At 63.3% G+C, this 24,101-nt stretch carries 23 protein-coding genes; 11 read left to right on the forward strand and 12 right to left on the reverse strand.

Annotated features, from left to right (window positions below):
* Window positions 1–89: 89 nt before the first annotated feature.
* Window positions 90–1,304 carry an SAM-dependent methyltransferase gene (locus tag BLT65_RS38195; RefSeq protein WP_091788248.1) on the reverse strand — a complete coding sequence of 405 codons (1,215 nt, stop codon included), beginning with the start codon at window positions 1,302–1,304 and terminating at the stop codon, window positions 90–92.
* A 176-nt stretch (window positions 1,305–1,480) separates the two neighbouring features.
* On the reverse strand, window positions 1,481–2,119 hold the full coding sequence (gene pdxH, locus BLT65_RS38200) for a pyridoxamine 5'-phosphate oxidase (RefSeq protein WP_042316710.1): 639 nt from the start codon (window positions 2,117–2,119) through the stop codon (window positions 1,481–1,483).
* 211 nt (window positions 2,120–2,330) lie between these two features.
* Here pdxH and tcdA point away from each other — a divergent pair, with 211 nt between their 5' ends.
* On the forward strand, window positions 2,331–3,191 hold the full coding sequence (gene tcdA, locus BLT65_RS38205; protein WP_007578889.1) for a tRNA cyclic N6-threonylcarbamoyladenosine(37) synthase TcdA: 861 nt from the start codon (window positions 2,331–2,333) through the stop codon (window positions 3,189–3,191).
* A gap of 83 nt (window positions 3,192–3,274) precedes the next feature.
* Here tcdA and trxA read toward each other — a convergent pair whose 3' ends face one another.
* On the reverse strand, window positions 3,275–4,123 hold the full coding sequence (gene trxA / locus BLT65_RS38210; RefSeq protein WP_091788251.1) for a thioredoxin: 849 nt from the start codon (window positions 4,121–4,123) through the stop codon (window positions 3,275–3,277).
* A gap of 118 nt (window positions 4,124–4,241) precedes the next feature.
* On the reverse strand, window positions 4,242–5,123 hold the full coding sequence (locus BLT65_RS38215) for a pirin family protein (RefSeq protein WP_042316704.1): 882 nt from the start codon (window positions 5,121–5,123) through the stop codon (window positions 4,242–4,244).
* Between the two features lie 169 nt (window positions 5,124–5,292).
* Between BLT65_RS38215 and BLT65_RS38220 the strand changes: the two genes are divergently transcribed.
* On the forward strand, window positions 5,293–6,174 hold the full coding sequence (locus BLT65_RS38220) for an EamA family transporter (protein ID WP_091788290.1): 882 nt from the start codon (window positions 5,293–5,295) through the stop codon (window positions 6,172–6,174).
* Between the two features lie 787 nt (window positions 6,175–6,961).
* Here the strand turns inward: BLT65_RS38220 and BLT65_RS38225 are convergent.
* Window positions 6,962–8,521, reverse strand: a complete 1,560-nt coding sequence (locus BLT65_RS38225; RefSeq protein ID WP_091788255.1) for an N-acetylmuramoyl-L-alanine amidase — start codon at window positions 8,519–8,521, stop codon at window positions 6,962–6,964.
* The gene (gene tsaE / locus BLT65_RS38230; protein WP_042312590.1) at window positions 8,503–9,057 is read right to left on the reverse strand and encodes a tRNA (adenosine(37)-N6)-threonylcarbamoyltransferase complex ATPase subunit type 1 TsaE; all 555 of its coding nucleotides are present in this window, start codon (window positions 9,055–9,057) and stop codon (window positions 8,503–8,505) included. The genes BLT65_RS38225 and tsaE overlap by 19 nt, the downstream gene beginning before the upstream one ends.
* 41 nt (window positions 9,058–9,098) lie before the next feature.
* On the opposite strand from tsaE, the gene queG reads away from it, so the two are divergent.
* Genes queG through xerD form a run of 3 tightly spaced genes read left to right on the forward strand, consistent with a single transcriptional unit; the run spans window position 9,099 to window position 11,767 of the window.
* Entirely contained in the window at window positions 9,099–10,331 is a 1,233-nt protein-coding gene (gene queG, locus BLT65_RS38235; RefSeq protein ID WP_425273198.1) for a tRNA epoxyqueuosine(34) reductase QueG, read from the forward strand.
* A gap of 33 nt (window positions 10,332–10,364) precedes the next feature.
* Complete coding sequence (locus BLT65_RS38240) at window positions 10,365–10,835, forward strand: methylated-DNA--[protein]-cysteine S-methyltransferase (protein ID WP_091788261.1); 471 nt, start codon at window positions 10,365–10,367, stop codon at window positions 10,833–10,835.
* A complete protein-coding gene (xerD, locus tag BLT65_RS38245) occupies window positions 10,832–11,767 on the forward strand; it encodes a site-specific tyrosine recombinase XerD (RefSeq protein WP_091788265.1) in 936 nt (311 codons plus the stop codon). The genes BLT65_RS38240 and xerD overlap by 4 nt, the downstream gene beginning before the upstream one ends.
* A 23-nt stretch (window positions 11,768–11,790) precedes the next feature.
* On the opposite strand, the gene BLT65_RS38250 is transcribed toward xerD, so the two are convergent.
* Complete coding sequence (locus tag BLT65_RS38250) at window positions 11,791–13,362, reverse strand: class I adenylate-forming enzyme family protein (RefSeq protein WP_091788268.1); 1,572 nt, start codon at window positions 13,360–13,362, stop codon at window positions 11,791–11,793.
* 198 nt (window positions 13,363–13,560) lie between these two features.
* Here BLT65_RS38250 and ybaK point away from each other — a divergent pair, with 198 nt between their 5' ends.
* Together ybaK and plsY are read left to right on the forward strand one after the other, a co-directional pair.
* Window positions 13,561–14,052 carry a Cys-tRNA(Pro) deacylase gene (ybaK, locus tag BLT65_RS38255; protein ID WP_042312649.1) on the forward strand — a complete coding sequence of 164 codons (492 nt, stop codon included), beginning with the start codon at window positions 13,561–13,563 and terminating at the stop codon, window positions 14,050–14,052.
* 143 nt (window positions 14,053–14,195) lie between these two features.
* Window positions 14,196–14,837: a glycerol-3-phosphate 1-O-acyltransferase PlsY gene (gene plsY / locus BLT65_RS38260; protein WP_042312575.1), complete on the forward strand. Its 642-nt coding sequence runs from the start codon at window positions 14,196–14,198 to the stop codon at window positions 14,835–14,837.
* 86 nt (window positions 14,838–14,923) lie between these two features.
* Here plsY and BLT65_RS38265 read toward each other — a convergent pair whose 3' ends face one another.
* The gene (locus BLT65_RS38265; protein WP_007578861.1) at window positions 14,924–15,409 is read right to left on the reverse strand and encodes a YajQ family cyclic di-GMP-binding protein; all 486 of its coding nucleotides are present in this window, start codon (window positions 15,407–15,409) and stop codon (window positions 14,924–14,926) included.
* Between the two features lie 168 nt (window positions 15,410–15,577).
* Between BLT65_RS38265 and murB the strand changes: the two genes are divergently transcribed.
* Window positions 15,578–16,618: a UDP-N-acetylmuramate dehydrogenase gene (murB, locus tag BLT65_RS38270; RefSeq protein ID WP_091788293.1), complete on the forward strand. Its 1,041-nt coding sequence runs from the start codon at window positions 15,578–15,580 to the stop codon at window positions 16,616–16,618.
* Window positions 16,619–16,695: 77 nt separating this feature from the next.
* On the opposite strand, the gene argF is transcribed toward murB, so the two are convergent.
* Window positions 16,696–17,625, reverse strand: coding sequence for an ornithine carbamoyltransferase (gene argF, locus BLT65_RS38275; protein ID WP_042312571.1), 930 nt, complete (start codon window positions 17,623–17,625; stop codon window positions 16,696–16,698).
* Window positions 17,626–18,090: 465 nt separating this feature from the next.
* Between argF and BLT65_RS38280 the strand changes: the two genes are divergently transcribed.
* Window positions 18,091–18,420, forward strand: a complete 330-nt coding sequence (locus tag BLT65_RS38280; RefSeq protein ID WP_091788272.1) for a DUF3579 domain-containing protein — start codon at window positions 18,091–18,093, stop codon at window positions 18,418–18,420.
* 186 nt (window positions 18,421–18,606) lie between these two features.
* On the opposite strand, the gene rpsT is transcribed toward BLT65_RS38280, so the two are convergent.
* Entirely contained in the window at window positions 18,607–18,885 is a 279-nt protein-coding gene (gene rpsT / locus BLT65_RS38285) for a 30S ribosomal protein S20 (protein ID WP_091788275.1), read from the reverse strand.
* Between the two features lie 489 nt (window positions 18,886–19,374).
* Between rpsT and murJ the strand changes: the two genes are divergently transcribed.
* Together murJ and BLT65_RS38295 are read left to right on the forward strand one after the other, a co-directional pair.
* Complete coding sequence (gene murJ, locus BLT65_RS38290; RefSeq protein ID WP_042312564.1) at window positions 19,375–20,925, forward strand: murein biosynthesis integral membrane protein MurJ; 1,551 nt, start codon at window positions 19,375–19,377, stop codon at window positions 20,923–20,925.
* Window positions 20,926–20,930: 5 nt separating this feature from the next.
* Window positions 20,931–21,773 (forward strand): SirB1 family protein, encoded by an 843-nt coding sequence (locus BLT65_RS38295; protein WP_091788296.1) that lies wholly within the window; start codon window positions 20,931–20,933, stop codon window positions 21,771–21,773.
* A 128-nt stretch (window positions 21,774–21,901) separates the two neighbouring features.
* Here BLT65_RS38295 and BLT65_RS38300 read toward each other — a convergent pair whose 3' ends face one another.
* Entirely contained in the window at window positions 21,902–22,660 is a 759-nt protein-coding gene (locus BLT65_RS38300) for a 3-hydroxyacyl-CoA dehydrogenase (protein WP_007578847.1), read from the reverse strand.
* A gap of 255 nt (window positions 22,661–22,915) precedes the next feature.
* Window positions 22,916–24,055, reverse strand: coding sequence for an IS481 family transposase (locus tag BLT65_RS38305; RefSeq protein WP_091788279.1), 1,140 nt, complete (start codon window positions 24,053–24,055; stop codon window positions 22,916–22,918).
* Window positions 24,056–24,101: the final 46 nt, after the last annotated feature.

A 24,101-nucleotide genomic window follows, 5' to 3' on the forward strand; every position in this document is an offset into this window, starting at 1 on the left:
TTACGAGAGTCAATGCGCTGACGCGGATGAATCACGCCGCTTCGGGCCAGCCGTAGCGCGCGGCCCGAAGCGGTATCCAGCCCGCGATTTTACAGTGCCTTCTCGTACATGAAGCGGCGCGACCAGGGCAGCGTCGTCGCGCTGCGGCCCGCCTTGCGGCACACCACCTGATAGATCGACACGTCGTCGTTCTCGAACGCGTACGCGCAGCCCGCGAGGTACACGCGCCAGATGCGGAATTTCTCGTCGTCGACGAGCGACCTCGCTTCTGCCGCTTTCGCCTCGAAGTTCTCGGCCCAGATGTCGAGCGTACGCGCGTAGTGGCGGCGCAGGCTTTCGATATCGAAAGCTTCGAGCCCGCCGCGCTGCATCGTTTCGAGCGCGAGACTGATGTGCGGCAACTCGCCGTCGGGGAAGACGTATCTGTCGATGAACTCGCCGCCGCCGAGCGCCGTTTCGCCGCTGTCGTAATCCGTCGACGTGATGCCGTGATTCATCGCGATGCCGTCATCCGCGAGCAGGTCGTGAATCTTCTGGAAGTAGCCAGGCAGATTCTTGCGGCCGACGTGCTCGAACATGCCGACGCTCGTGATGCGGTCGAACTGCCCCTGGATGTCGCGATAATCCTGCAGCCGGATTTCGATCTGGCCTTCGAGCCCGGCCGCTTTCACACGCTGCGTCGCGAGATCGAACTGGTTCTGCGACAGCGTCACGCCCACGCACTTCGCGCCGAACTTCTGCGCCGCGCGCAGCACGAGCGCGCCCCAGCCGCAGCCGATATCGAGCAGACGCTGGCCCGGCTGCACCTGGATCTTCGTCAGGATGTGATCGATCTTCTTGATCTGCGCGGTGGCGAGGTCTTCGTCGCCGTTCTCGAAATACGCGCACGAGTACACCATGTTCTCGTCGAGCCACAGCTTGTAGAACTCGTTCGAGACGTCGTAGTGATACTGGATCGCCTTCTTGTCCGACGTTTTCGTGTGATTGAAATAGCGTCGCACGCGCGCGAGCTTGCTCGCATTCGTCACCGTGCTGCGCGCCAGCGAATAGCTGATGTTGATGATGTCCGACAGCTTGCCTTCGATGTCGATCTTGCCCTTCACGTACGCCTCGCCCAGATTGTCCAGGCTCGGTTCGAGCAATAGCGGCAACGCGGACGCGCTATTCACTTTCAGCGTGACCGCCGGCGCGGCGAACGTGCCGAAGTCATGCTGCTGGCCATCCCATAGCACCAGGCGCGCCGGGATATTGGCCTTCGTTTTTACTTCGTCTACCCACTGCGCCAGCTTCTTCTCCCAGAACATGTGATTTCTCCGTGTCCAATGAATCAAAGCAAAGCCTGCCGAACCACAGTGCGCAGCGCGCGAGCCGTCCTTGGCCGCGCTATTCGATGTCGAGCCGCGCGCACGCGATTCTGCCGTCCGCGCAACGCGTCATGCACTATGAAGCACGACGGGCCGCGCGCCGGTTTATCGATGTGTCAGGGCGACAGACGGGCGATCGTCCAGTCGGCGTTGCCGCTACGCGTGTAGAGCAGCCGGTCGTGCAGACGTGAAGGCCGTCCTTGCCAGAATTCAATCGCGTCGGGAATCAGGCGATAGCCGCCCCAGTGCGGGGGCCGGGGCGGATTGTCCCCGTATTGTGCAATGAATTCGCGTTCCCGCGCTTCCAAAGCGGCACGGCTTTCAATCACCTTGCTCTGCTCCGACGCCCATGCGCCGATGCGTGAGCCGACGGGACGCGATGCGAAGTACGTGTCGCTTTCTGCGTCGCTCGTCTTGACGACGGTGCCCTCGACGCGCACCTGGCGCTCGAGTTCGATCCAGTAGAAAAGGAGGCTTGCGTGTGGGTTCTGCGCGAGTTCGAGGCCCTTGCGGCTCTCGTAGTTCGTGAAGAACACGAACCCGCGCTCGTCGACAGCCTTGATCAGCACGATGCGCGCCGAAGGCCGGCCGCGCGGGTCGACCGTCGCAAGCGTCATCGTGTTCGGTTCGGGGAGTTGCGCGTCGATGGCCTGTTTGAACCATACGTCGAACTGACGGAACGGGTTCGGGTCGGCGTCGGCAATGTCCAGCGAACCGAGCGAATAGTTTTTGCGAAGGTCGGCAAGAGTGCTCATTTTTTTATGCAAGCGCTACAGTGTGGAACCAGTATAGCGAAGGACAAAGTTTTCTGCGTTGAGGCGTGTCGTGTGAGCCGTGCGTTGAAGCTGCTGACGCCGCAATCCGCGGGCGTGCGCCGGCGCGATCAGGCAAAATACAGGGTTGAAAGCATGTAGATATCCGCAGGATATCGCAATGCCGTAGTCCGAATCAGCGAAGCTACCCATCATGTCCACGCCTCTCGTCACCGAGCATTCCGATATTACTACCGACTCCAGCGCGCATGAAACCGCCGACCGCGCCCGGCGTTTCGGCGGCGTCGCGCGCCTGTACGGCGCGCCGGCGCTCGCCGCGTTCGAGCGCGCGCACGTGGCCGTGATCGGCATTGGCGGCGTCGGCTCGTGGGCGGCGGAAGCGCTCGCGCGCACGGCGATCGGCCGGATCACGCTGATCGATCTCGACAACGTCGCCGAGAGCAACACGAACCGGCAGATTCACGCGCTCGACGGCAACTACGGCAAGCCCAAGGTCGATGCGATGGCCGAGCGCATCCGGCTGATCGATCCGCAGTGCGATGTGCGCGTGATCGAAGATTTTATCGAGCCGGGCAACTTCGACACGGTGCTGGGCGGCGGCTTCGACTACGTGGTCGATGCGATCGACAGCGTGCGCACGAAGACGGCGCTGATCGCGTGGTGCGTCGAGCACAAGCAGCCGTTGATCACGGTCGGCGGCGCGGGCGGCCAGCTCGACCCCACACGTATCCGTATCGACGATCTCGCGCAGACCATTCAGGACCCGCTGCTGTCGAAGGTGCGCGGCCAGTTGCGCAAGCAACATGGCTTTCCGCGTGGGCCGAAAGCGAAGTTCAAGGTGAGCGCGGTGTATTCGGACGAGCCGCTGATCTATCCGGAAGCGGCTGTCTGCGATATCGACGAAGAAGCCGAGCACGTCACGACGTCGCCCGGTCATCATGGTCCTGTTGGTCTGAATTGCGCGGGCTTTGGATCGAGCGTGTGCGTGACGGCGAGCTTCGGCTTCGCGGCCGTGGCGCATGTGCTGCGCGCGCTGGCGAAGAACGCGGCCTGAAGCGCGGCGGCTTACGCTTCTTCGCCTGAATGAAAAAACGCGGCACATGGCCGCGTTTTTTCATGGTCTAGCGAGAAGAACGATCAGTTCAACGACGCACTCAGCTTGCGGCGCCATTTCGCGACCAGTTCCGGCTGATGCGCGGCGAGATCGAACACGGACAACATCGTCTTGCGGCCGATGTCTTCGCGGAACGTGCGGTCGCGCGTGACGATGGCAAGCAGATGCTCGAGCGCGGGGTCGTACTTGCGCCGGGCAATGAGCGCGCTTGCCAGATCGAAGCGCGCTTCGAGGTCGTCGGGATTGCTGGCGACGGCGGCTTCGAGCGCATCCGTGGGCGGCAGGTCGGAGGCTGCGTCGACGGCATCGAGCCGCGTCTTGATCGCGTTGTAGCGCGCGTCGATGCCCTGCGTCGTTTTGGGCGACAGCAGATCGTTTTCCTTCTGCGCTTCTTCGGCGCGGTTGTCTTCTAGCAGCAGTTCCATCAGATCGAGCCGTGCTTCGTCGAAACCCGGGTCATAGGCGAGTGCGGCCTTGAGCGCGTCGTACGCATCCTCGCGGCGGCCTTCGGCGATCGCTGCGGCCGCTTCCGCGCGCGACGCTTCCGCGCCGTCCGGCACGAGGCGGTCGAGGAACTCGCGCAACTGGCCTTCCGGCAGCACGCCGATGAACTGATCGACGGGCCGTCCGTCCGCGAACGCGACGACGTGCGGAATGCTGCGCACCTGGAAATGCGCGGCCAGTTCCTGGTTTTCGTCGACGTTCACCTTCACGAGCCGCCATTTGCCTTCGTACTCGGCTTCGAGCTTTTCGAGCATCGGGCCGAGCGTCTTGCACGGTCCGCACCACGGCGCCCAGAAGTCGACGAGTACGGGCGCGAGCATCGACGCGCTGATGACGTCCTTTTCGAAAGTGGCGAGGGTGGTGTCCATTGCTGTCTCTTCCTTGGATCGGTAGGCGAAGTAGTTGGGGGCGGCCTGAGTCGTTTCAATACAGGGCTTCATCGGCCCTTTCGCGCCGCTGCGCCGCTCCCCGCGGATGTCTGCCAGTCTAGCGCGGCTTGCGCTCGGGCAGCGGGATCCATTCGGTCTCGCCGGGCACCTTGCCCATTTCCTGGTTGGTCCACGCGAGCTTTGCCCGCTCGATCTTCTCACGCGAACTCGCGACGAAATTCCATTCGATAAAGCGCTCTCCGTCCAGCTTCTCGCCGCCGAGCAGCATCACCGTCGCGCCTTTCGCGCTCGCGAGCGTCACGGTTTCGCCGGGTGTGAGCACGGCCATCGTCGCGACTTCGAGCGGTTCGCCATCGAGCGACAGGTCGCCGTCGACGAGATACACGCCGCGCTCGTCGTGCTCCGGTTCGAGCGCGAGCACGCTGCCGGGTGCGAAATGCGCGGCCGCATACAGCGTGCCGGAGAACGTGCGCGCCGGCGACGTCTGGCCGAACGACGTGCCCGCGATGATACGCAGCGTGACGCCGTTGCGTTCGATTTCCGGTAGCGTGGCACCCGCGTGATGTTCGAACGACGGCTCGGCGTCTTCATCGGCGAGCGGCAGCGCGACCCAGGTCTGGATACCATGCACCGTCGAGCCATTCGTGCGGTCGGGTTCCGGCGTGCGCTCCGAGTGAACGATGCCGCGGCCCGCCGTCATCCAGTTGACGTCGCCGGGAACGATCTTCTGTTCGGAGCCGAGGCTGTCGCGATGCATGATCGCGCCTTCGAACAGATAGGTGACTGTAGCGAGTCCGATATGCGGATGCGGGCGTACGTCGAGCCCCGTGCCGGCGGGCAGCGTGGCGGGGCCCATGTGGTCGAAGAAGATGAACGGGCCGACGAGACGCGCGGCCATCGCGGGCAGCACGCGCCGCACGGCCAGATTGCCGATGTCGCGGACGTGGGGCTTCAGAACCGCTTTGATCGATGAGGACATGACGGGCTCGGTTGGTAGGGACAGGGTGGATCATTTTACTGCCCGTCCCGGTTGCATGTATCCATGGGCTCGAGTCGTGGAAATATTCGCCTTGGGCGAAGCAGGCGATGCGTCCACCGCTGCTCGGCTACACTCTCATGCTCTGATACAGGCAAACACAGGAATGCAGATGTCACCAAAAGACCTGCTGCTGGCGCTGGTCGTCGTCGTTGCGTGGGGTGTGAACTTTGTTGTTATCAAGGTTGGGCTGCATGGTGTTCCGCCGATGCTGCTCGGCGCGCTGCGCTTCATGCTTGCCGCTTTTCCCGCTGTGTTCTTTATCAAACGGCCGCAGATGCCGTGGCGCTGGCTCATCGCCTATGGCGCGACGATCTCGCTCGGGCAGTTCGCGTTTCTGTTTTCGGCGATGTATGTCGGTATGCCGGCTGGCCTTGCTTCTTTGGTGCTGCAGGCGCAGGCGTTCTTTACGCTCCTGTTTGCCGCGTTGTTTTTGCATGAGCGGTTTCGCTTGCAGAACGTGCTCGGGCTTATTGTCGCTGCTATTGGGCTTGCTGTGATCGGTATGCAGGGCGGAGCCGCGATGACGCTGGCCGGGTTCATTCTCACGCTGTGCGCGGCTGTGATGTGGGCGCTCGGCAATATCGTCACCAAGAAAGTCGGTAAGGTCGATCTGGTGGGCCTCGTTGTATGGGGTAGTTTGATTCCGCCTGTGCCGTTCTTCGTGCTGTCGTATCTGCTCGAAGGGCCGCAGCGGATCGGGGCTGCACTGACGGGCATCGGCGCTTCGTCCGTGTTCGCGATCGTTTATCTCGCGTTTGTTGCTACGCTGGTTGGGTATGGGCTATGGAGCCGGCTGCTGTCGAGGTATCCGGCGGGGCAGGTTGCGCCGTTTTCGTTGCTCGTGCCGATTGTTGGGCTGGCGTCGGCGTCGCTGTTTCTTGGTGAGTCGTTGTCGGGTGCGCAGGTTGGTGGCGCGGTTTTGGTGATGGTGGGGCTTGCTGTGAATGTGTTTGGCGGGTGGGTCGTGGAGAGGTTTTCTCTCGCGAGGTGATGGTTTTTTTGTGTCTGCGACGCTGGGTGGTTTGCTGGTGTTTGCGCTGGCATCCGCGATTCGTTAGCCTGCTCCAAGCGTCGCCCCTGTGCGGGGCGGCACCTACTTTTCTTTGCCGCCGCAAAGAAAAGTAGGCAAAAGAAAGCGGCTAACACCGCCAACATTTCTTCCCGCCTGAGGGACCCCAACCGGTCCCTTACTTCACGCGGCAACTTCTCGATTCAAGTTCGTTGCCAGCGCTCTTGCAGTGCGCCTCACCCGCTTCACGCTCCTGCACTACAGCGCGCCGTGCCAGATATTCCAGGGCCGCCCAGGTGGCAAACTGTGTGTCGGCCCAAGTGCTCCACACGCCTCACTTCGGACCGATAGCGCACACGTCCCACCCTGTAAGAGCGCCAAGTTATACGACGCGACAACCTACACACAGTTTGCCACCTGGGCTGCAGAAGCCATTCGCTGCCGCCTGCCCAAGTACGGGTATTCGAAGCGGGTGAGGCGTTCATTCGAAGCGTTGGCAACGAGCACCGACCAAGGCACTGTCATGTGAAGCGTGGGGACGTTGGGGGCCCGTGGGTAAGAACAAGAGCTGGCGGTGTGAGCCGCTTTCTTTTGCCTACTTTTCTTTGCGGCGGCAAAGAAAAGTAGGTGCCGCCCCGCACAGGGGCAACGCGTGAAGCACGCTAACGAATCGCGGATGCCAGAGCAAAGGCAACACCACCGTAACGCGGATGCCAGCGCAAACACAAGCAAACCACCCAGCGTCGCAGACAAAAACCAAAAACCCAGATCAAGTCATCCGATTCTTAGCCAGCGGCGGATTAGCCGCAAAATACCGCTTAATTCCGGTCATGATCGCGCTAGCCATCTTCTCCCGATAAGCATCATCATTCAGCCGACGCTCCTCATCCGGGTTACTGATAAAAGCGGTCTCAACAAGAATCGACGGAATATCAGGCGCCTTCAGCACGGCAAAGCCAGCCTGCTCAACAGACCCCTTATGCAACCTGTTGATCCCACCAATTTCCTTCAGCACAAAATTGCCATACCTCATCGAATCGCGAATCTGCGCCGTCGTCGACATATCGAACAACGCGCGATTCACGCTCGCATCGGCGGACTTGATGTTGATACCGCCAATCTGATCCGACGAGTTCTCCTTGTTCGCCATCCAGCGCGCGGCCGCGCTCGACGCCCCATGCTCCGACAGCGCGAACACCGACGAGCCACTCGCCTCCGGCGTAGTAAACGCATCCGCGTGAATCGACACAAACAGGTCCGCGCCGACCCGCCGGGCCTTCTGCACACGCACGTTCAGCGGCACGAAGAAGTCGGCGTCGCGTGTCATCATCGCGCGCATGTTCGGTTGCGCATCGATCTTCGCGCGTAACTTCTTCGCGATGTCGAGCGCGACGTGCTTCTCATACGTGCCGCTGCCGCCAATCGCACCCGGGTCCTCTCCGCCGTGGCCCGGATCGATCGCGACCGTCAGCAGGCGCACCGTGTTGCTGCTCTTCTTCGGATTGGTGAACTTGTAGGCGTCGTCGCCGCTGTCGCCGTCGCTATCCGTATCGGCGTCGTTGTTGCGCGCAATGACGGGCGGGACAGGCGTCGGCGCCGGCTTCGACGGCACATGCGGCGTGGGCGCCGGCGCTGCATGGACGGGCGGACGCGGCGCGGTTGAGGGCGACGAAGGCGCGTTGTTCTGCGCGTACTTCTCGAAGAACGCGTCGGTGTTGTCGGCAGGCGGCGCGGACGGGCCGCTCAACGTCGCAGCGGGCGGCGCGGTGTTCGGCGCGGCGTTGTCATCCAGTTGCTGTTGCTTGCGCTCCGACTGCGCGAGCAGTTCCATCAGCGGATCGGGCGCGACGGCGGGATACAGGTCGAACACCAGACGATACTTGTACGTGCCCACGGGCGGCAGCGTGAACACCTGCGGCTTCACCGAGCCCTTGAGGTCGAACACCATCCGCACGACGTGCGGCTGATACTGCCCGACTCGCACGGATTGAATCTGCGGATCGTTCGGCGCAATCTTCGAGACGAGGTCCCGCAACGCCTGGTCGAGGTCGAGACCGTTCAGATCGACCACCAGCCGGTCGGGCCCTTGCAGCAACTGCTGCGTGTTCTGCAGCGGCTGGTCGGACTCGATGGTCACGCGCGTGTAGTCGCGCGCGGGCCACACACGCACGCCGAGCACCGACTGCGCCCAAGCCAGACGCGGCGCGACAAGCCCGAGGACGAGCGTGGAAGCGCCCGCGCGAAGAATCTGCCGGCGGCGCCAGTTGTGCGTCGCGGTGGCCGCCGATTCGATCGAGCGGAACGGTTTGATCAACATCTTTCGAGACATGCCTTTCCTGGTTCGCTATACGCCCGGGCGATCAGCATGCGGCCATCGCCGTCGACGTCGAGCGAGAAGACGAGATCCGGCACGCCCAGCAGACTGCCCGCGCGTTCCGGCCATTCGACGAGGCAGATAGCGCCGCTGTCGAAATATTCGCGAAAGCCTGCGTCGGCCCATTCGGCCGGATCGGTGAAACGGTAGAGATCGAAGTGATACAGCTCGAGTTCCCCATCCGGCCGTTCGACCGCATAAGGTTCGACGAGCGTATAGGTCGGGCTGCGTACGCGGCCCGCGTGTCCGAGCGCGCGCAACGTGGCGCGCACGAGTGTCGTTTTGCCGGCGCCCAGGTCGCCGTGCAGCTGCACCTGGAGACCGTTGAATCCGTCATGGACCGTCGCGCTGGCTTCGCTGCGCACGCCGTCGATTGCATGCGCGAAGCGCTCGCCGAATGCCATCGTCGCGGCTTCGTCCGCGAGCGCAAACTGGCGCTCGAGCAGGACAGCGGCGGAAGGTCGATTTGCGGGACCGGTGTGATCGGGCATTCTCGTAAAATGACGTAATGAACCAAGGCCAGCAGCATTCCATGTCGGACCCACATCGCGATCCCCATTCGCCGCTCGAAACGACGAATGATGAAGCACCCGTCACGCGTCGCCATGATGATGCGCAACTGGCTGCGCTCGCTTCGCGTATCAAGGACTGGGGACGCGAACTGGGTTTCGGCGCGGTCGGCATCAGCGATATCGATCTGTCGCACGCTGAAGCGGGCCTTGCAGCCTGGCTCGACGCGGGTTGCCACGGCGAGATGGATTATATGGCCAAACATGGGATGAAACGTGCGCGGCCAGCCGAGCTTGTGGCCGGCACGCGACGCGTGATCTCGGTTCGCATGGCTTATTTGCCGGCTTCTTCAGGGGCGCGAAAGGGCGATGAAAGTGCAGTCGCCGATGTTCAACATGATTGGCGTCTCGACGAACGCGCGCGTCTCGAAGACCCGGCAGCGGCCGTCGTGTCGATCTACGCGCGGGGCCGCGACTATCACAAGGTCATGCGCAACCGCTTGCAGCAACTGGCCGAGCGGATCGAAGCGGAGATCGGGCCGTATGGCTATCGCGTGTTCACCGATTCGGCGCCCGTGCTCGAAGTCGAGCTTGCGCAAAAGGCAGGCACGGGCTGGCGCGGCAAGCACACGCTGCTGCTGCAACGGGATGCGGGGTCGCTGTTTTTCCTCGGTGAAATCTTCGTCGACGTGCCTCTGCCGACAGATGCCCAGACATCGCCCGAAAGCGCGCCCGAAACTCCCGGCGCGCATTGCGGCAGTTGCACGCGCTGCATCGGCGCATGTCCGACGGGGGCGATCGTCGCGCCTTATCAGGTCGATGCGCGGCGCTGCATCTCCTATCTGACGATCGAATTGAAGGGCAGTATTCCCCAGGACTTGCGGCCACTGATCGGCAATCGTGTGTATGGCTGCGACGATTGCCAGCTCGTGTGTCCGTGGAACAAGTTTGCGCAGGCCGCGCCCGTCGCCGATTTCGATGTGCGTCACGGGCTGGATCGCGCGTCGCTGGTCGAGCTGTTCGGCTGGAGCGCCAGCGACTTTGACACGCGCATGCAAGGCAGCGCGATCCGCCGGATCGGCTACGAGTGCTGGCTGCGCAATCTCGCCGTCGGCATGGGCAACGCGCTGCGCGCCGCGCGCGATACGCTTTCCGCCGATGCCCGCGCGGCCATCGTCGACGCGCTGCGTCAGCGTGCCGACGATCCCTCCCCGCTCGTACGCGAACATGTCGAGTGGGCGCTGGAAGCGGCGTGAGCACGCCGTTCGAACGAGAGGAGTGAACACATCATGTTCAACGCAGTGATCGATGCACCGTTCGGCAAGATCGGCGTGCGTCTGGAAGGAGAGGCGGTGCGCGAGATCGTCTATCTGCCCGATTCGGTCGCGAACGTCGAGCCGGATTCGGCGCTCGCGAAGCAGGCCGTCGAGCAGATCGAACAGTACCTGCAACATGCGTCGTCCAGCTTCGATCTGCCGCTTGCCGACGTCGGTACGCCGTTCCAGCGACGCGTCTGGCAAGCGATCTGCGAGATTCCGCCCGGCGTCGTAATGACCTACGGGCAACTGGCGAAGCAGATCGGCAGCGTGCCGCGCGCGGTGGGCCAGGCATGCGGATCGAACTTCTTTCCGATCGTGATTCCGTGCCACCGCGTGGTCGGCGCGGGCGGCATCGGCGGCTTTGCGCATACGGGCGGCGACGGCTACTATCGCAACGTCAAACGCTGGCTACTCAAACACGAGGGCGTACCTTACGCATGACTGATGTGCTGACCGAAGACGCGCTGCCCGCGTCGCCTTTGCTGCTGACGAGCGGCGCGTCGATCGACGCCTTCTGCGACGCGCTGTGGCTCGAACATGGCCTCGCGCGCAACACGCTCGACGCGTACCGGCGCGACTTGCGATTGTTCTCCGAATGGCTCGCAAGCGCGCGCGACTCATCGCTCGACACGGCAAGCGAAGCCGATCTGACGGCATACAGCGCCGCACGGTCGGCCGACAAGTCGACCTCGGCGAACCGGCGTCTCTCCGTATTTCGACGTTATTACGCATGGGCCGTGCGCGAGCATCGGGCATCGGCGGACCCGACTTTACGCATCCGCTCAGCCAAGCAGCCGCCGCGTTTTCCGTCGACGCTGACGGAAGCGCAGGTCGAAGCGCTGCTCGGCGCGCCCGACGTGACGACGCCGTTGGGCCTGCGCGACCGCACGATGCTGGAGCTGATGTACGCAAGCGGCTTGCGGGTCAGCGAGTTGGTCACGCTGAAGACCGTGGAAGTGGGCCTGAACGAAGGCGTCGTGCGCGTGATGGGCAAGGGCTCGAAAGAGCGGATGATTCCGTTCGGCGAAGAGGCGCATGGCTGGATCGAGCGGTATCTACGCGAGTCGCGCCCCGCGCTGCTGGGCCAGCGTGCCGCCGACGCGCTGTTCGTCACCGCGCGTGCCGAAGGCATGACGCGCCAGCAGTTCTGGAACATCATCAAGCGCCACGCGATGACGGCGCATGTCCACGCGCCGCTGTCGCCGCATACGCTGCGTCACGCGTTCGCGACGCATCTGCTGAACCACGGCGCGGACCTGCGTGTCGTGCAACTGCTGCTCGGCCACACCGATATCTCGACGACGCAGATCTACACGCACGTCGCGCGCGAGCGGCTCAGGACGCTGCACGCCGCGCATCACCCGCGCGGCTGAATTCTGCCTCGTTCGCGCGCTGCTCAGGCGAGATCGCGCAACCGGTGCTTGAGAATCTTGCCCGTCGATGCCGCCGGCAATGCCGCGAGCACCTTGATTTCGGCGGGCCGCTTGTAGGGCGCGAGGCGCGCTTCGCACCATGCGGCGAGATCGGCGGGCGTGGCCTTGGCGCCGCCTGTCAGTTCGACGAACGCGACGACTTCCTCGTTACCCTCGACCGCCCGCCCGATCACCGCCGACTGCACGACATCGGGATGCGCATTCAGCACGTGCTCGACCTCGGCCGGGTACACGTTGAAGCCCGAGCGGATGATCAGCTCCTTGCTGCGCCCGGCGATATGCAGCGCGCCGTCCGCGTCCTGGCGTGCGAGATCGCCTGTCTTGAGCCAGCCGTCCACGGTGACGGCCGCCTGCGTCTGCTGCGGATTACGGTAATAGCCGAGCATCACGTTCGGCCCGCGCACCCACAGTTCGCCGACTTCGCCCTGCTCGACGTCGGCGCCGTCCAGTCCGACGAAGCGCACTTCGATGCCAGGAATTGCCTGGCCGACAGAACAGTCGGTGCGCGGCGCATCGATCATCGTTTGGGAAACGGTCGGACTGCTTTCGGTCATCCCATAGCCGTTGTGCAGCGCGACGCCATACACGCTTTCGACGCGCGACTTCAACGCGGCGTCGAGCGGCGAGCCGCCGGAGTAGGCGAAGCGCAGGCGCGGCGCGGACCACGGCAAGCGCTGCGCCTGCAGGTATTCGAGCAGCTTCGCATGCATCGCTGGCACGCCCTGGAGGATCGACACCCGTTCTTCGGCGAGCGCGCGGCGCACGGCTTCCGGCGCGAAGCGCGGCGCGAGCCGGAGCGTCGCGCCCGCATACAGGCTGCCGAGACACACCGACGCCAGGCCGTACACGTGAGAGACAGGCAGCACCGCATAGACGACGTCGTCGGCATTGACGCGCCGCAGCGTGCTCGACATCGCCGCGATGAACAGCAGATTGCGGTGCGACAGCATCACGCCTTTGGGTGAGCCCGTCGTGCCCGTCGTGTAGATCAGCGCGGCGCATTGGCGGTCGCTGGCGGTTTCGACGGGTTCCACTTGCGCTTTATCGTCGAGCGCGTACGACCATCCGCCGATGTCCACCGCGATCCGGCGGGCCGGCTGGGCGCCGTGGCGCTCGGCGTGCTGCCGCGCATCGGGCGAGGCATCGACGGCATATGCGACCAGACGGGGTTGCGCGTGCGCACGGATCGTATCGAGTTCCGCCGCCGACAGCCGCGCGTTCGACACCAGCGCCCATGCATCGAGTTTCGCGGCCGCGAACAGCAGTACGATCTGCACGACGCTGTTCTCGGCGACTATCATCACGCGGTCGCCAGCGCGCACGCCTTGTGCGGCGAGCAAGGCGGCGACGGCATCGACGGCTTCGGCGAGTTGCGCGCGCGTCAGATGCCGGTCGTCTTCGATCAACGCGGGATGCTGTGGGGCGCGCGCGGCGATGAGCGTCGGAATATCGGCGATGCGTTCGGGGAGCGCGGCGAGAAGCGCCGCAACATCGACGTGCTGCGCGCCGGCCGGCGAGTGTTGGGCTGAATTCAACGATGTCTCCTTTGTCGACGGGAGTTAGCGCTTTAGCGCTTACTCCCGTCCCATGCAAAGCACGCGATCTCGACGCGAGTGGCTGTTGCATTCCATTGCGTCAGAACAGTTCCGAACGATCGTGCCATAGCCTAGGCGCACGCACAATTGGCCGTTCGGCCAATGGTCGACGTGTCGCGCGGCCATTACAATGCGCCGATGAGCAAATCCAGACACGTTTCCGAGACCCCCGCCACGCAGTTCCTGCGTCGCCACAAGGTCGAGTTCGGCGAGCATCCGTACGACTACGTCGACCACGGCGGCACGGCCGAATCGGCGCGGCAGTTGGGTGTCGACGAGCATCAGGTCGTCAAGACGCTGGTGATGGAAGACGAAAGCGCGAAGCCGCTGATCGTGCTGATGCACGGCGACCGCACCGTGTCGACCAAGAACCTGGCGCGTCAGATCGGCGCGAAGCGTGTCGAGCCGTGCAAGCCGGAAGTGGCGAGCCGTCATTCGGGGTACATGATCGGCGGCACGTCGCCGTTCGGCACGAAGAAGGCGATGCCCGTGTACGTCGAATCGACCATACTCGAACTCGACAGGATTTTCATCAACGGCGGCCGGCGCGGCTTTCTGGTCAGCATCGAGCCCGCCGTGGTGACGTCGCTGCTGGCGGCGAAGCCGGTGCAATGCGCGATCGTCGAATGACTCGCGCAGTCGTTGTACTGGCCTGTGGAAGCAACTGAAGGGTTCGGTAGAATGTGCGCCGTTGCGCCGGCGCGTCTTGCGCATGTGGCGCATGGAGACCAGCGTCGCCTGGTACGCTTTCCGACACTGATAAGAGTTTGAACATGGAAAACCTGATTGTCGCCGTCGTGGCCTATCTGATCGGCTCGGTGTCGTTTGCCGTGGTCGTCAGCGCCGCGATGGGACTCGCCGATCCGCGCTCGTACGGCTCGAAGAACCCCGGCGCGACCAACGTGCTGCGCAGCGGCAACAAGAAGGCCGCGATTCTCACGCTGCTCGGCGACGCGTTCAAAGGCTGGCTCGCCGTGTGGCTTACGGGGCATTTCTCGGCGCACTTCGGACTCGACGACACGTCCGTCGCGATCGCTGCAATCGCCGTGTTCGTCGGCCACCTGTATCCCGTCTTTTTCCGCTTCAAGGGCGGCAAGGGCGTCGCGACGGCAGCAGGCGTGCTGCTCGCGATCAATCCTATCCTCGGCATCGCGACGCTGGCGACCTGGCTGATCGTCGCGTTCTTCACGCGCTATTCGTCGCTGGCCGCGCTGTGTGCAGCGATCTTCGCGCCGTTGTTCGACGGCTTTCTGTTCGGCGCGAACGTGATCGCGGTGGCGATCGTTGCGATGAGCGCGCTGCTGATCTGGCGTCATCGCGCGAACATCGCGAAGCTGGTCGCCGGGCAGGAGAGCCGCATCGGCGACAAGAAGAAAGCGGAAGCGGCGGCGCGGGCGGCTTCGAACAAGCACTGAGCCCGCAGGGAGCGAGGCGGCGAAGCCGCTTTGCTGCCGCCCGTCATCCTCAGCGCTGCACGACGGGCAGAACCTGAGCGCGAGAATCAGTCGCGGAAGTTGTTGAAGTCGAGGGGCGTGTCGGTCACGTCCTTGCGCAGCATCGCGATCACGCTTTGCAGATCGTCGCGCTTGGTGCCCGTCACGCGCACTGCGTCGCCCTGAATGCTCGCCTGAACCTTGATCTTGCTGTCCTTCACGAGCCGGACGATTTTCTTGGCCAGATCGCCGGACACGCCCTTCTTCACGGTGACGACCTGCTTGACCTTGTCGCCGCCGATCTTCTCGATCTTGCCGTAGTCGAGGAAGCGCACGTCCACGTTGCGCTTGGCCATTTTCGACACCAGCACGTCCTTCACCTGGCCGAGCTTGAACTCGTCGTCGGCGAACGCGGTCAGTTCGCGTTCTTTCTGCTCGACGCGGGCGTCCGAGCCCTTGAAGTCGAAGCGCGTCGAGATTTCCTTGTTGGATTGCTCGATGGCGTTCTTCACCTCGATCATGTTGGCTTCGCTGACGACGTCAAACGATGGCATTGCTTTCTCCCATTTGTTTCAAAGCGCGTGGCGCGCAAGGCCGCGCGCCATGCACTCGCTATAATCACGGACCGGTGTCATTTTACCGACGCCTTCCCTATTTGCCCAAGGCTCGCGCAGGTCGTGTTCATGCCGCGCGGGTTTCGTGAGCGCTTGCCAGAAAGCCTGATGTCCCAGTCCGATCCCCTTTCGTTCATCGCCGACTTCCCGCTGAAGCCGCACAACACGTTCGGTTTCGACGTGCGCGCGCGGCTTGCATGCCATATCAAAAGCGAGGCGCAACTGCTTTCCGCCGTGCGCGATCCGCGCGCAGCGGGCTTGCGGCGGCTCGTGCTGGGCGGCGGCAGCAACGTCGTGTTGACGGGCGATTTCGGCGGCCTCGTGCTTCTGGTCGGCCTGCGCGGCCGCAAGGTGATCCGCGAAGACGACGACGCGTGGTACGTGGAAGCGGCGGCGGGCGAGAACTGGCACGAGTTCGTGTCGTGGACACTCGCAGAGGGCATGCCCGGCCTCGAAAATCTCGCGCTGATTCCGGGCACGGTCGGCGCGGCGCCGATCCAGAACATCGGCGCGTACGGGCTGGAGATGTGCGAGCGCTTCGTGTCGCTGCGCGCAATCGAGCTGGCAACGGGCGAAACCATCGAACTCGATGCTGACGCTTGCCGCTTCGGCTATCGCGACAGCTTCTTCAAGCAGGAAGGGCGCGAACGCTTCGTGATCGTGTCGGTGACATTCAGGCTGCCGAAGGCGTGGATACCGCGCGCGGGTTACGCGGACATCGCGCGTGAACTTGCCGCAGTCGGCCTCGGCGATTCGACGCCGTCGCCTCAGGCGATCTTCGATGCCGTCGTCGCGGTGCGGCGCGCGAAGCTGCCCGATCCGCTCGCGCTCGGCAACGCGGGGAGCTTCTTCAAGAATCCCGTCGTTGATGCGGCGCAGTTCGATGCGTTGCGCGCGAAGGAGCCGGAGGTCGTTTCGTATCGTCAGGCGGATGGGCGCGTGAAGCTCGCGGCTGGTTGGCTGATCGACCGGTGCGGCTGGAAAGGCCGTACGATGGGCGCGGCGGGCGTGCATGAGCGGCAGGCGCTCGTGCTCGTGAATCACGGCGGCGCGAGCGGGGTAGAGGTGCTGGCGCTCGCGAAGGCCATTCAGCAGGATGTCGCGCAGCGCTTCGGCGTCGAGCTGGAGGCCGAGCCGGTTTGTCTGTGAGCGGCCTGCGCCGCGCCTGAAACGAAAATCGCCGGCTTCGAGCCGGCGATTTTCGTTTGATCTGCTTGTCGGAAAGCTCAGTGATTCAGCTTGCCGAGCAGCAGGAATTCCATCAGCGCCTTTTGCACGTGCAGACGGTTTTCCGCTTCGTCCCACACCACGCTCTGCGGCCCGTCGATCACCTCCGCGCTCACTTCTTCGCCGCGATGCGCGGGCAAACAGTGCATGAAGAGGGCGTCCTTGTTCGCGCGCGACATCATGTCGGCATCGACGCACCAGTCCGCGAACGCCTGTTTGCGTGCCTCGTTTTCCGCTTCGAAGCCCATGCTGGTCCAGACGTCCGTGGTGACGAGATCGGCACCCTTGCAGGCTTCGTTCGGGTCGTCGAATTCTTCGTAGAACGGCGCGCTTTCGGCCGCGACCAGCGCGCGGTCGAGCTTGTAGCCCGGCGGCGTGGACAGGCGCAGCTTGAAGCCGAGAATCTGCGCGGCTTCGATCCACGTGTACAGCATGTTGTTCGCGTCGCCGACCCATGCGACCGTCTTGCCGCGAATCGGACCGCGATGCTCGTAGAACGTGAAGATGTCGGCCAGCACCTGGCACGGGTGATATTCGTTCGTCAGACCGTTGATGACGGGCACGCGCGAATTTTCCGCAAAGCGCTGGATGATGTCCTGGCCGAACGTGCGGATCATGATGATGTCGACCATCCGCGAGATGACCTGCGCCGCGTCTTCGATCGGCTCGCCGCGGCCGAGCTGCGTGTCGCGCGTGCTCATGAAGACGGCGTGGCCGCCCAGCTGGAAGATGCCCGCTTCGAACGACAGGCGCGTGCGCGTCGAGTTCTTCTCGAAGATCATCGCGAGCGTGCGGTCGTGCAGCGGATGATACGTCTCGTAGTTCTTGAACTTGCGCTTCAGGATGCGCGCGCGTTCGAGCACGTACTCGTAGTCATCCAGCGAGAAATCGTTGAACTGCAGATAGTGGCGGATTTTCTTGGCGGTCATGAAACAAATACGGCGGATTCAGCCGGGCGAAATTGCCGGACTGGGCCGCCGTTGTTTGTGGTAACTCAGTCCAGCATAAAGGATTTTGAATGTTTTGACGAGTCAGCCAGAGGGCATGTCCCACTTATCGGAAGCTGCAAAGGACTGTTCCAGGGCGCCTGGGTGCGCTGCGGAAAAACCCTCACTGCGCTATAATCTCGGAGTTTTCTCAAAGCCCGGCGGGCAGGCTCCACGCTTGCAGGACACGGCTTTCGCACACTCGCTGGCGTACTTTTGGTATGCGTCGCGCAGTGTGCCTTCATGGCTGCTGCCCAAGGTGCCCTCGCTGGCTTTCCGCGACAAACGAACAACAGGCGTACTGCTGGTTCGCGTAATCGCGAAACGTATTCCGACAGCGTTTTCTGGCAACATCCTTCGCGGGCTCTTTACCGGCAGATCGCTGGGCAGTCACTCAGGGTTTCGTACATGGCCGACACACCCCCAACCGAATATTTCATTCAAGGCATCACGTCGAATGGGCGAAAGTTTCGTCCAAGCGACTGGTCGGAGCGGCTGGCAGGCGTGATGTCGTGTTACGGTCCGGGCGCGAGAGGGCCGAATGCCCGTCTCCAGTATTCTCATTACGTTCGCCCTACGCTGATCGGCGACGTGAAGGTCGTGATTCTGGATTCGCGGTTGCGGGACATCGAGCCGATGGCGTTCGACTTCGTGATGAACTTCGCGAAAGACAACGATCTGCTCGTCACCGAGGCTTGCGAACTTCCACCGGAACATGAAGCACGCAAATCGAAGTAGCATTGGGCGCCGCGTTTCGCGGTATCGGCAGGGAAGTGAACGCAATGGAACCCGCATCGGCGGGTTTTTTTGTGTCCGCGCGTCTGAGGCTGCGCGCAGAAAACAAAAAAGCCCGCAAAAGCGGGCTTTCATGACGCAGCGGAAACAGGAAGCGGCTCGCGCGAGCGAGCCACCGGATTCGTAAATTTACTGCGCTGCGGACGCTTGCAGACCCTTGACGGCTGCAGCGAGGCGGCTCTTATGGCGAGCTGCCTTGTTCTTGTGAACAATTTTCTTGTCGGCAATGATGTCCAGCGTCTTTGCCGATGCCTTGAAGATTTCAGCGGCTTGCGCTGCGTCGCCGGCTTCGATTGCCTTGCGGACAGCCTTGACAGCCGTGCGGTACTTCGAGCGCAGCGCCGAGTTGTGCGAGTTAGCCTTGGCGGCTTGACGGGCGCGCTTGCGTGCTTGTGCGGTGTTAGCCATGACGGTTCCTTATCCTGTTCCTGTTTCCAGTGCCCGCTTTCATACGAAGGCAGGCGCTGCTTTTATCGTACCCCTGAGAGCGATTGCTCAAGGGCGCAAAATAGACAACGACTGAGAACTACTTGAAATCCCGCTCGTTCCGGCTCGGATTGCCCTGAAATTGAACAAGGCAGGCGAGGCAAAAGGCTGAGCGAGCTTCGAAACCGACGATTATAGCAACAAAATCAGGCACGTGGCAACCGCGCGGCTTGCCGGCCTTCCTGGCGAGTTCGCGCGAGGCGGCGCGGCGGGTGCGCGTTTGCGTTGGCGCAGCGGTGCGAAGGCAAGGCACTGCGTACACGAGAGACCCGTCGGGCGAGACATTTCCCCACAAATTCGTCGTCAAATCGAACGTCTTTGCCGCAAATCGGTCCCAAACGCTTCGAATTGCCACGAATCATGCCCCTGACATGCTGACCGCCCTGGACGCACCCGTATAATAAGCGCCCCATGAATCTATTCCGTGCCCTGCTGACGGTCAGCGGCTTCACGTTGCTTTCGCGCGTGACCGGACTGGCCCGCGAGACCCTGATCGCCCGCGCATTCGGGGCGAGCCAATACACCGACGCATTCTACGTCGCGTTCCGCATTCCGAATCTGCTGCGCCGCATTTCCGCGGAAGGCGCCTTCTCCCAGGCCTTCGTGCCGATCCTTGCCGAGTTCAAGAACCAGCAAGGTCACGACGCGACCAAGGCGCTCGTCGACGCGACTTCGACTGTGCTCGCCTGGGCGCTCGCCGTGCTGTCGCTGCTCGGCGTGGCGGGCGCGACCTGGGTCGTGCTGGTGGTCGCGTCGGGCCTGCGCAGCGACGGCCAGGCGTTCACGCTCGCCGTGTCGATGACGCGGATCATGTTCCCTTACATCGTGTTCATCTCGCTGACGTCGCTGGCGTCGGGCGTGCTGAATACGTACAAGAATTTCTCGTTGCCCGCGTTCGCGCCCGTGCTGCTGAACGTCGCGTTCATCATCGCGGCCGTGTTCTTCGCGCCGCTGATGAAGGTGCCCGTGTACGCGCTCGCGTGGGCGGTGATCGCGGGCGGGATCGCGCAGTTCGTCGTGCAGTTGCCGGGCCTGAAACGGATCGACATGATCCCGCGCATCGGGCTCAATCCGATCAAGGCGCTCGCGCATCGCGGCGTCAAACGCGTGCTCGCGAAGATGCTGCCGGCGATGTTCGCGGTCTCCGTCGCGCAGATCAGCCTGATCATCAACACGAACATTGCATCGCACATCGGGCCGGGCGCCGTGTCGTGGATCAACTACGCCGACCGTCTGATGGAATTCCCGACGGCGCTGCTCGGCGTCGCGCTCGGCACGATCCTGCTGCCGAGCCTGTCGAAAGCGCACGTCGACGCCGACACGCACGAATACTCAGCGCTGCTCGACTGGGGCTTGCGCGTGACGTTCCTGCTTGCCGCGCCGAGCGCCGTCGCGCTGTTCTTCTTCGCCGAGCCGCTCACGGCGACGCTGTTCCACTACGGCAAGTTCGACGGCAATGCCGTCGTGATGGTGGGGCGCGCGCTGGCGGCATACGGCATCGGACTGATCGGCATCATCCTGATCAAGATTCTCGCGCCTGGTTTCTACGCGAAGCAGGACATCAAGACGCCCGTGAAGATCGGCGTCGGCGTGCTGATCGTCACGCAGTTGAGCAACTACGTGTTCGTGCCGATCTTCTCGCATGCGGGGCTGACGCTGTCGATCGGGCTTGGCGCCTGTGTCAACGCGCTGTGTCTGTTCATCGGTTTGCGGCGGCGCGGCATCTATATGCCGTCGCGGGGCTGGTCGGTGTTTTTCGTGCAACTGGTCGGCGCGTGCCTCGTGCTCGCGGGTGTGATGCACTGGTTCGCCATCAGCTTCGACTGGATCGGCATGCACGCCGAGCCGGTGCGGCGCATGGTGTTGCTTGCAGCGTGCCTCGTGCTGTTCGCGGCGTTATATTTCGGTATGCTTTGGGCGATGGGCTTCAAATACGCGTATTTCAGAAGGCGAGCGAAGTGATCACGATGACCCGGGTTCTCGACTATTTCAGCGCGCTTGTCGCCGAGGACGATGGCCTTCCACTAACGGAAGCGGCGCTCTCGCTTGCGCAAGACGCTTATCCCGACCTCGATCTGCAAGCCGTGCTCGCCGAGATCGACGAGCTCACATTGCGCGTCAAACGCCGCATTCCCGACGACGCCGACATCCAGCAGCGCGTCGGCATTCTGAACCGCTACTTCTTCCGCGAGCTGGGTTTCGCAGCGAACGTCAACGACTACTACGACCCGGACAACAGCCATCTGAACATGGTGCTCAAACGCCGGCGCGGCATTCCGATCTCGCTCGCGGTGCTGTATCTGGAGATGGCGTCGCAGGTGGATATCCCCGTGCGCGGCGTATCGTTCCCGGGGCACTTCCTGCTGCGCGTCACGCTGCCCGAAGGCGACGCGATGATCGATCCGACCACGGGTCATCCGCTGTCGGAAGCGGAGATGGTCGAGATGCTCGAGCCTTATGTGGCGAAGGCGGGGGAATCGGTGAGCCGCGCGCTGCGCATGCTGCTGCAACCGGCGACGCGCCGCGAGATCATCGCGCGCATGCTGCGCAACCTCAAGGCGACGTATCTGCAAACCGAGCGCTGGCAGCGGCTGCTTGCCGTGCAGCAGCGTCTCGTGATTCTGCTGCCGGAGAGCATCGAGGAAGTGCGCGATCGAGGCTTCGCATATGCGCGGCTCGATTACCTGCGGCCTGCGCTCGAAGATCTCGAACGCTATCTCGGCGACCGCCCGGATGCGGACGACGCGACCGTTGTCGAATCGCAATTGCACGAGTTGCGGCAGCGCACGCAACACGACGATCACGACTGACGCGCGTTCGAACGGCTGCTTCAGACAAAAAACGCCTGCGTAGTTTGAATACGCAGGCGTTTTTCATTTCAGCGGCATGCCGTCGCGCGACGCGACGTAACGCGCGGCAGACGCGTTCACTTCGGCGCTTACTTTGGCTGCATGCGGATCGCGCCGTCCAGACGGATCACTTCGCCGTTGAGCATCGGGTTATCGAAGATCTGCTTGACGAGCATCGCGTACTCGTTCGGTTTGCCGAGGCGCGGCGGGAACGGCACCATCGCGCCGAGCGCGTCCTGCACTTCTTGCGGCATGCCGAGTAGCATCGGCGTTTCGAAGATGCCTGGCGCAATCGTCATCACGCGGATCGCGCTGCGCGACAGGTCGCGCGCGATCGGCAGCGTCATGCCCGCGACGCCCGCCTTCGACGCCGCATACGCGGCCTGGCCGATCTGTCCGTCGAAGGCCGCGACGGACGCCGTATTGACGATCACGCCGCGCTCGCCGAGCGCATTCGGTTCGAGCTTTGCCATCTCAGCGGCCGCGAGGCGGATCATGTTGAACGTGCCGACGAGGTTGATCGACACCGTGCGCGCGAACGAGTGCAGCGGATGCGGGCCGTCCTTGCCGACTGTCTTCATCGCCGGCGCGACGCCTGCGCAATTGACGAGGCCTCGTAGTGCGCCGAGCTTCGTCGCGGCTTCGACGGCGAGCACGGCATCGTCTTCGCGGCTGACGTCGCACTTGACGAACACGCCGCCGAGTTCCTGCGCGAGCGCGGTGCCTGTTTCGTGGTTCAGATCCGCGAGCACGACCTTGCCGCCGTTCTGCGCGAACAGGCGCGCCGTTGCGGCGCCCAGACCGGACGCGCCGCCCGTGACCAGAAACACGTTGTCCTTGATGTCCATGTCTTCTCCTTGATGGATGCGGTGATCGCGTTGGAATAGTTGTCGCTGGACGATTTTAACGGGTCGGTCTTGTGCGTCAAACCGGGCAGGTGGTTGGGGTTTGCTAGTGTTTTGGCTTTCGCGCTGGCATCCGCGTTTTGCCTTCGTGCTTCACGCGTTGCCCCTGTGCGGGGCGGCACCTACTTTTCTTTGCCGCCGTGTACAGACTGGAGACATGGTTGACACATGTACAGAGACATCGCTGACACATGATGGTCAGGGTTTTGCTGTCTTCAGGTCAAGTTTTGCGACCCGCTGATGGGCGAACCAGAGTTCGATCACCCCATCTTCTTCGGCGCTCGGGCGGGCTGCCACCTGCAGCCCCTTGAGCGCAATCGAGAGCTTCACTTTCCCGCCCCGCACGCGCACCACGCCGCTTGCATTGACCTGTAGAACTTCATCGCCAGAACCGTATTCGGGCTCTGGCAGCCGGTCCGGCATCCTGCGCAGGCTGCACGCGTAGCGGGTGACCGGCACAGCCATCCCCAGTGCCTCGTGCGGACGCTCGGTGTTGTACACCTGCCGCCAGCGATCCAGTTCCTGCTGCACGTGCGCGTGCGTGGTGAACGCGTGCCTCTCCAGCACTTCGGCCTTCAGCGAGCGGTGAAACCGTTCATCCTTGCCATTGGTCTGCGGGTGATACGGCCGACTGTAGCTCACCTGGATGCCCAGCCGGATCAGCCAGACCGCGAGCTCCGTGAGTTGCCCCGGCGCGCTGGGCGAACCCCACGGCGCGCCGTTGTCGGTATTGATGCGCGAAGGCAGCCCGTAGCAGCGGAAGGCGCGTTCAAGCGCGTCCTGCACGACCTCAGTGGTGGTGCGCGCGCAGGCGCTCAGCACGATGTTGTAGCGCGAGTGGTCGTCGATGACCGTCAGCGGCGCGCAGCGCCCGCCCTCCAGGGTCGGGAAGTCGCCCTTGAAGTCCATCTGCCACAACGAGTTCGGATGCTCGTGCTCGAAGCGTTGCCAGTGCTGGCGCTGGCGCGACGCGTGTTCATCGATGAGCCCGTGACGCCGCAGGATCTCGGTGATCGTGGCGGGCGCGGGAATCCCGGTTTCGCCCAGATCGCGCAGGCGCCGCGCGATCTTGCGTCCGCCCCAGCCATGCTGGCGGCGCAGCTCGATGACCCGCGCTTCGATGTGCCCTGCAGAGCGTGTGGGGCTGTGATGCGGGCGGCGCGAGCGGTCGGCCAGTCCCTCAGCGCCTTCGGCCTTGTGGCGGGCGAGCCACTTGTAGCCGGTCTGGCGGGTGATCTTGAATTTGCTGCACAACTCGCTGAACGCAACCGCCTGCGTGGCGGCCTCACGGACGAAGTCTTCGCGACGATTCATGGTGTCTTTTACATCCCAGGGCATGGTCGAAATCCGGGCGTTTGATTACCCGAAAGTGTCAGTCATGTCC

Source organism: Paraburkholderia steynii, from assembly GCF_900100565.1.
Taxonomy (GTDB): Bacteria; Pseudomonadota; Gammaproteobacteria; order Burkholderiales; family Burkholderiaceae; genus Paraburkholderia; species Paraburkholderia terrae.

What these genes read in the sequence shown, in the direction of transcription:
- BLT65_RS38195 (WP_091788248.1), bottom strand. Translation starts at nt 1,304, where the DNA reads ATGTTCTGGGAGAAGAAGCTGGCGCAGTGGGTAGACGAAGTAAAAACG.
- pdxH (WP_042316710.1), bottom strand. Translation starts at nt 2,119, where the DNA reads ATGAGCACTCTTGCCGACCTTCGCAAAAACTATTCGCTCGGTTCGCTG.
- tcdA (WP_007578889.1), top strand. Translation starts at nt 2,331, where the DNA reads ATGTCCACGCCTCTCGTCACCGAGCATTCCGATATTACTACCGACTCC.
- trxA (WP_091788251.1), bottom strand. Translation starts at nt 4,123, where the DNA reads ATGGACACCACCCTCGCCACTTTCGAAAAGGACGTCATCAGCGCGTCG.
- BLT65_RS38215 (WP_042316704.1), bottom strand. Translation starts at nt 5,123, where the DNA reads ATGTCCTCATCGATCAAAGCGGTTCTGAAGCCCCACGTCCGCGACATC.
- BLT65_RS38220 (WP_091788290.1), top strand. Translation starts at nt 5,293, where the DNA reads ATGTCACCAAAAGACCTGCTGCTGGCGCTGGTCGTCGTCGTTGCGTGG.
- BLT65_RS38225 (WP_091788255.1), bottom strand. Translation starts at nt 8,521, where the DNA reads ATGTCTCGAAAGATGTTGATCAAACCGTTCCGCTCGATCGAATCGGCG.
- tsaE (WP_042312590.1), bottom strand. Translation starts at nt 9,057, where the DNA reads ATGCCCGATCACACCGGTCCCGCAAATCGACCTTCCGCCGCTGTCCTG.
- queG (WP_425273198.1), top strand. Translation starts at nt 9,099, where the DNA reads ATGTCGGACCCACATCGCGATCCCCATTCGCCGCTCGAAACGACGAAT.
- BLT65_RS38240 (WP_091788261.1), top strand. Translation starts at nt 10,365, where the DNA reads ATGTTCAACGCAGTGATCGATGCACCGTTCGGCAAGATCGGCGTGCGT.
- xerD (WP_091788265.1), top strand. Translation starts at nt 10,832, where the DNA reads ATGACTGATGTGCTGACCGAAGACGCGCTGCCCGCGTCGCCTTTGCTG.
- ybaK (WP_042312649.1), top strand. Translation starts at nt 13,561, where the DNA reads ATGAGCAAATCCAGACACGTTTCCGAGACCCCCGCCACGCAGTTCCTG.
- plsY (WP_042312575.1), top strand. Translation starts at nt 14,196, where the DNA reads ATGGAAAACCTGATTGTCGCCGTCGTGGCCTATCTGATCGGCTCGGTG.
- BLT65_RS38265 (WP_007578861.1), bottom strand. Translation starts at nt 15,409, where the DNA reads ATGCCATCGTTTGACGTCGTCAGCGAAGCCAACATGATCGAGGTGAAG.
- murB (WP_091788293.1), top strand. Translation starts at nt 15,578, where the DNA reads ATGTCCCAGTCCGATCCCCTTTCGTTCATCGCCGACTTCCCGCTGAAG.
- argF (WP_042312571.1), bottom strand. Translation starts at nt 17,625, where the DNA reads ATGACCGCCAAGAAAATCCGCCACTATCTGCAGTTCAACGATTTCTCG.
- BLT65_RS38280 (WP_091788272.1), top strand. Translation starts at nt 18,091, where the DNA reads ATGGCCGACACACCCCCAACCGAATATTTCATTCAAGGCATCACGTCG.
- rpsT (WP_091788275.1), bottom strand. Translation starts at nt 18,885, where the DNA reads ATGGCTAACACCGCACAAGCACGCAAGCGCGCCCGTCAAGCCGCCAAG.
- murJ (WP_042312564.1), top strand. Translation starts at nt 19,375, where the DNA reads ATGAATCTATTCCGTGCCCTGCTGACGGTCAGCGGCTTCACGTTGCTT.
- BLT65_RS38295 (WP_091788296.1), top strand. Translation starts at nt 20,931, where the DNA reads ATGACCCGGGTTCTCGACTATTTCAGCGCGCTTGTCGCCGAGGACGAT.
- BLT65_RS38300 (WP_007578847.1), bottom strand. Translation starts at nt 22,660, where the DNA reads ATGGACATCAAGGACAACGTGTTTCTGGTCACGGGCGGCGCGTCCGGT.
- BLT65_RS38305 (WP_091788279.1), bottom strand. Translation starts at nt 24,055, where the DNA reads ATGCCCTGGGATGTAAAAGACACCATGAATCGTCGCGAAGACTTCGTC.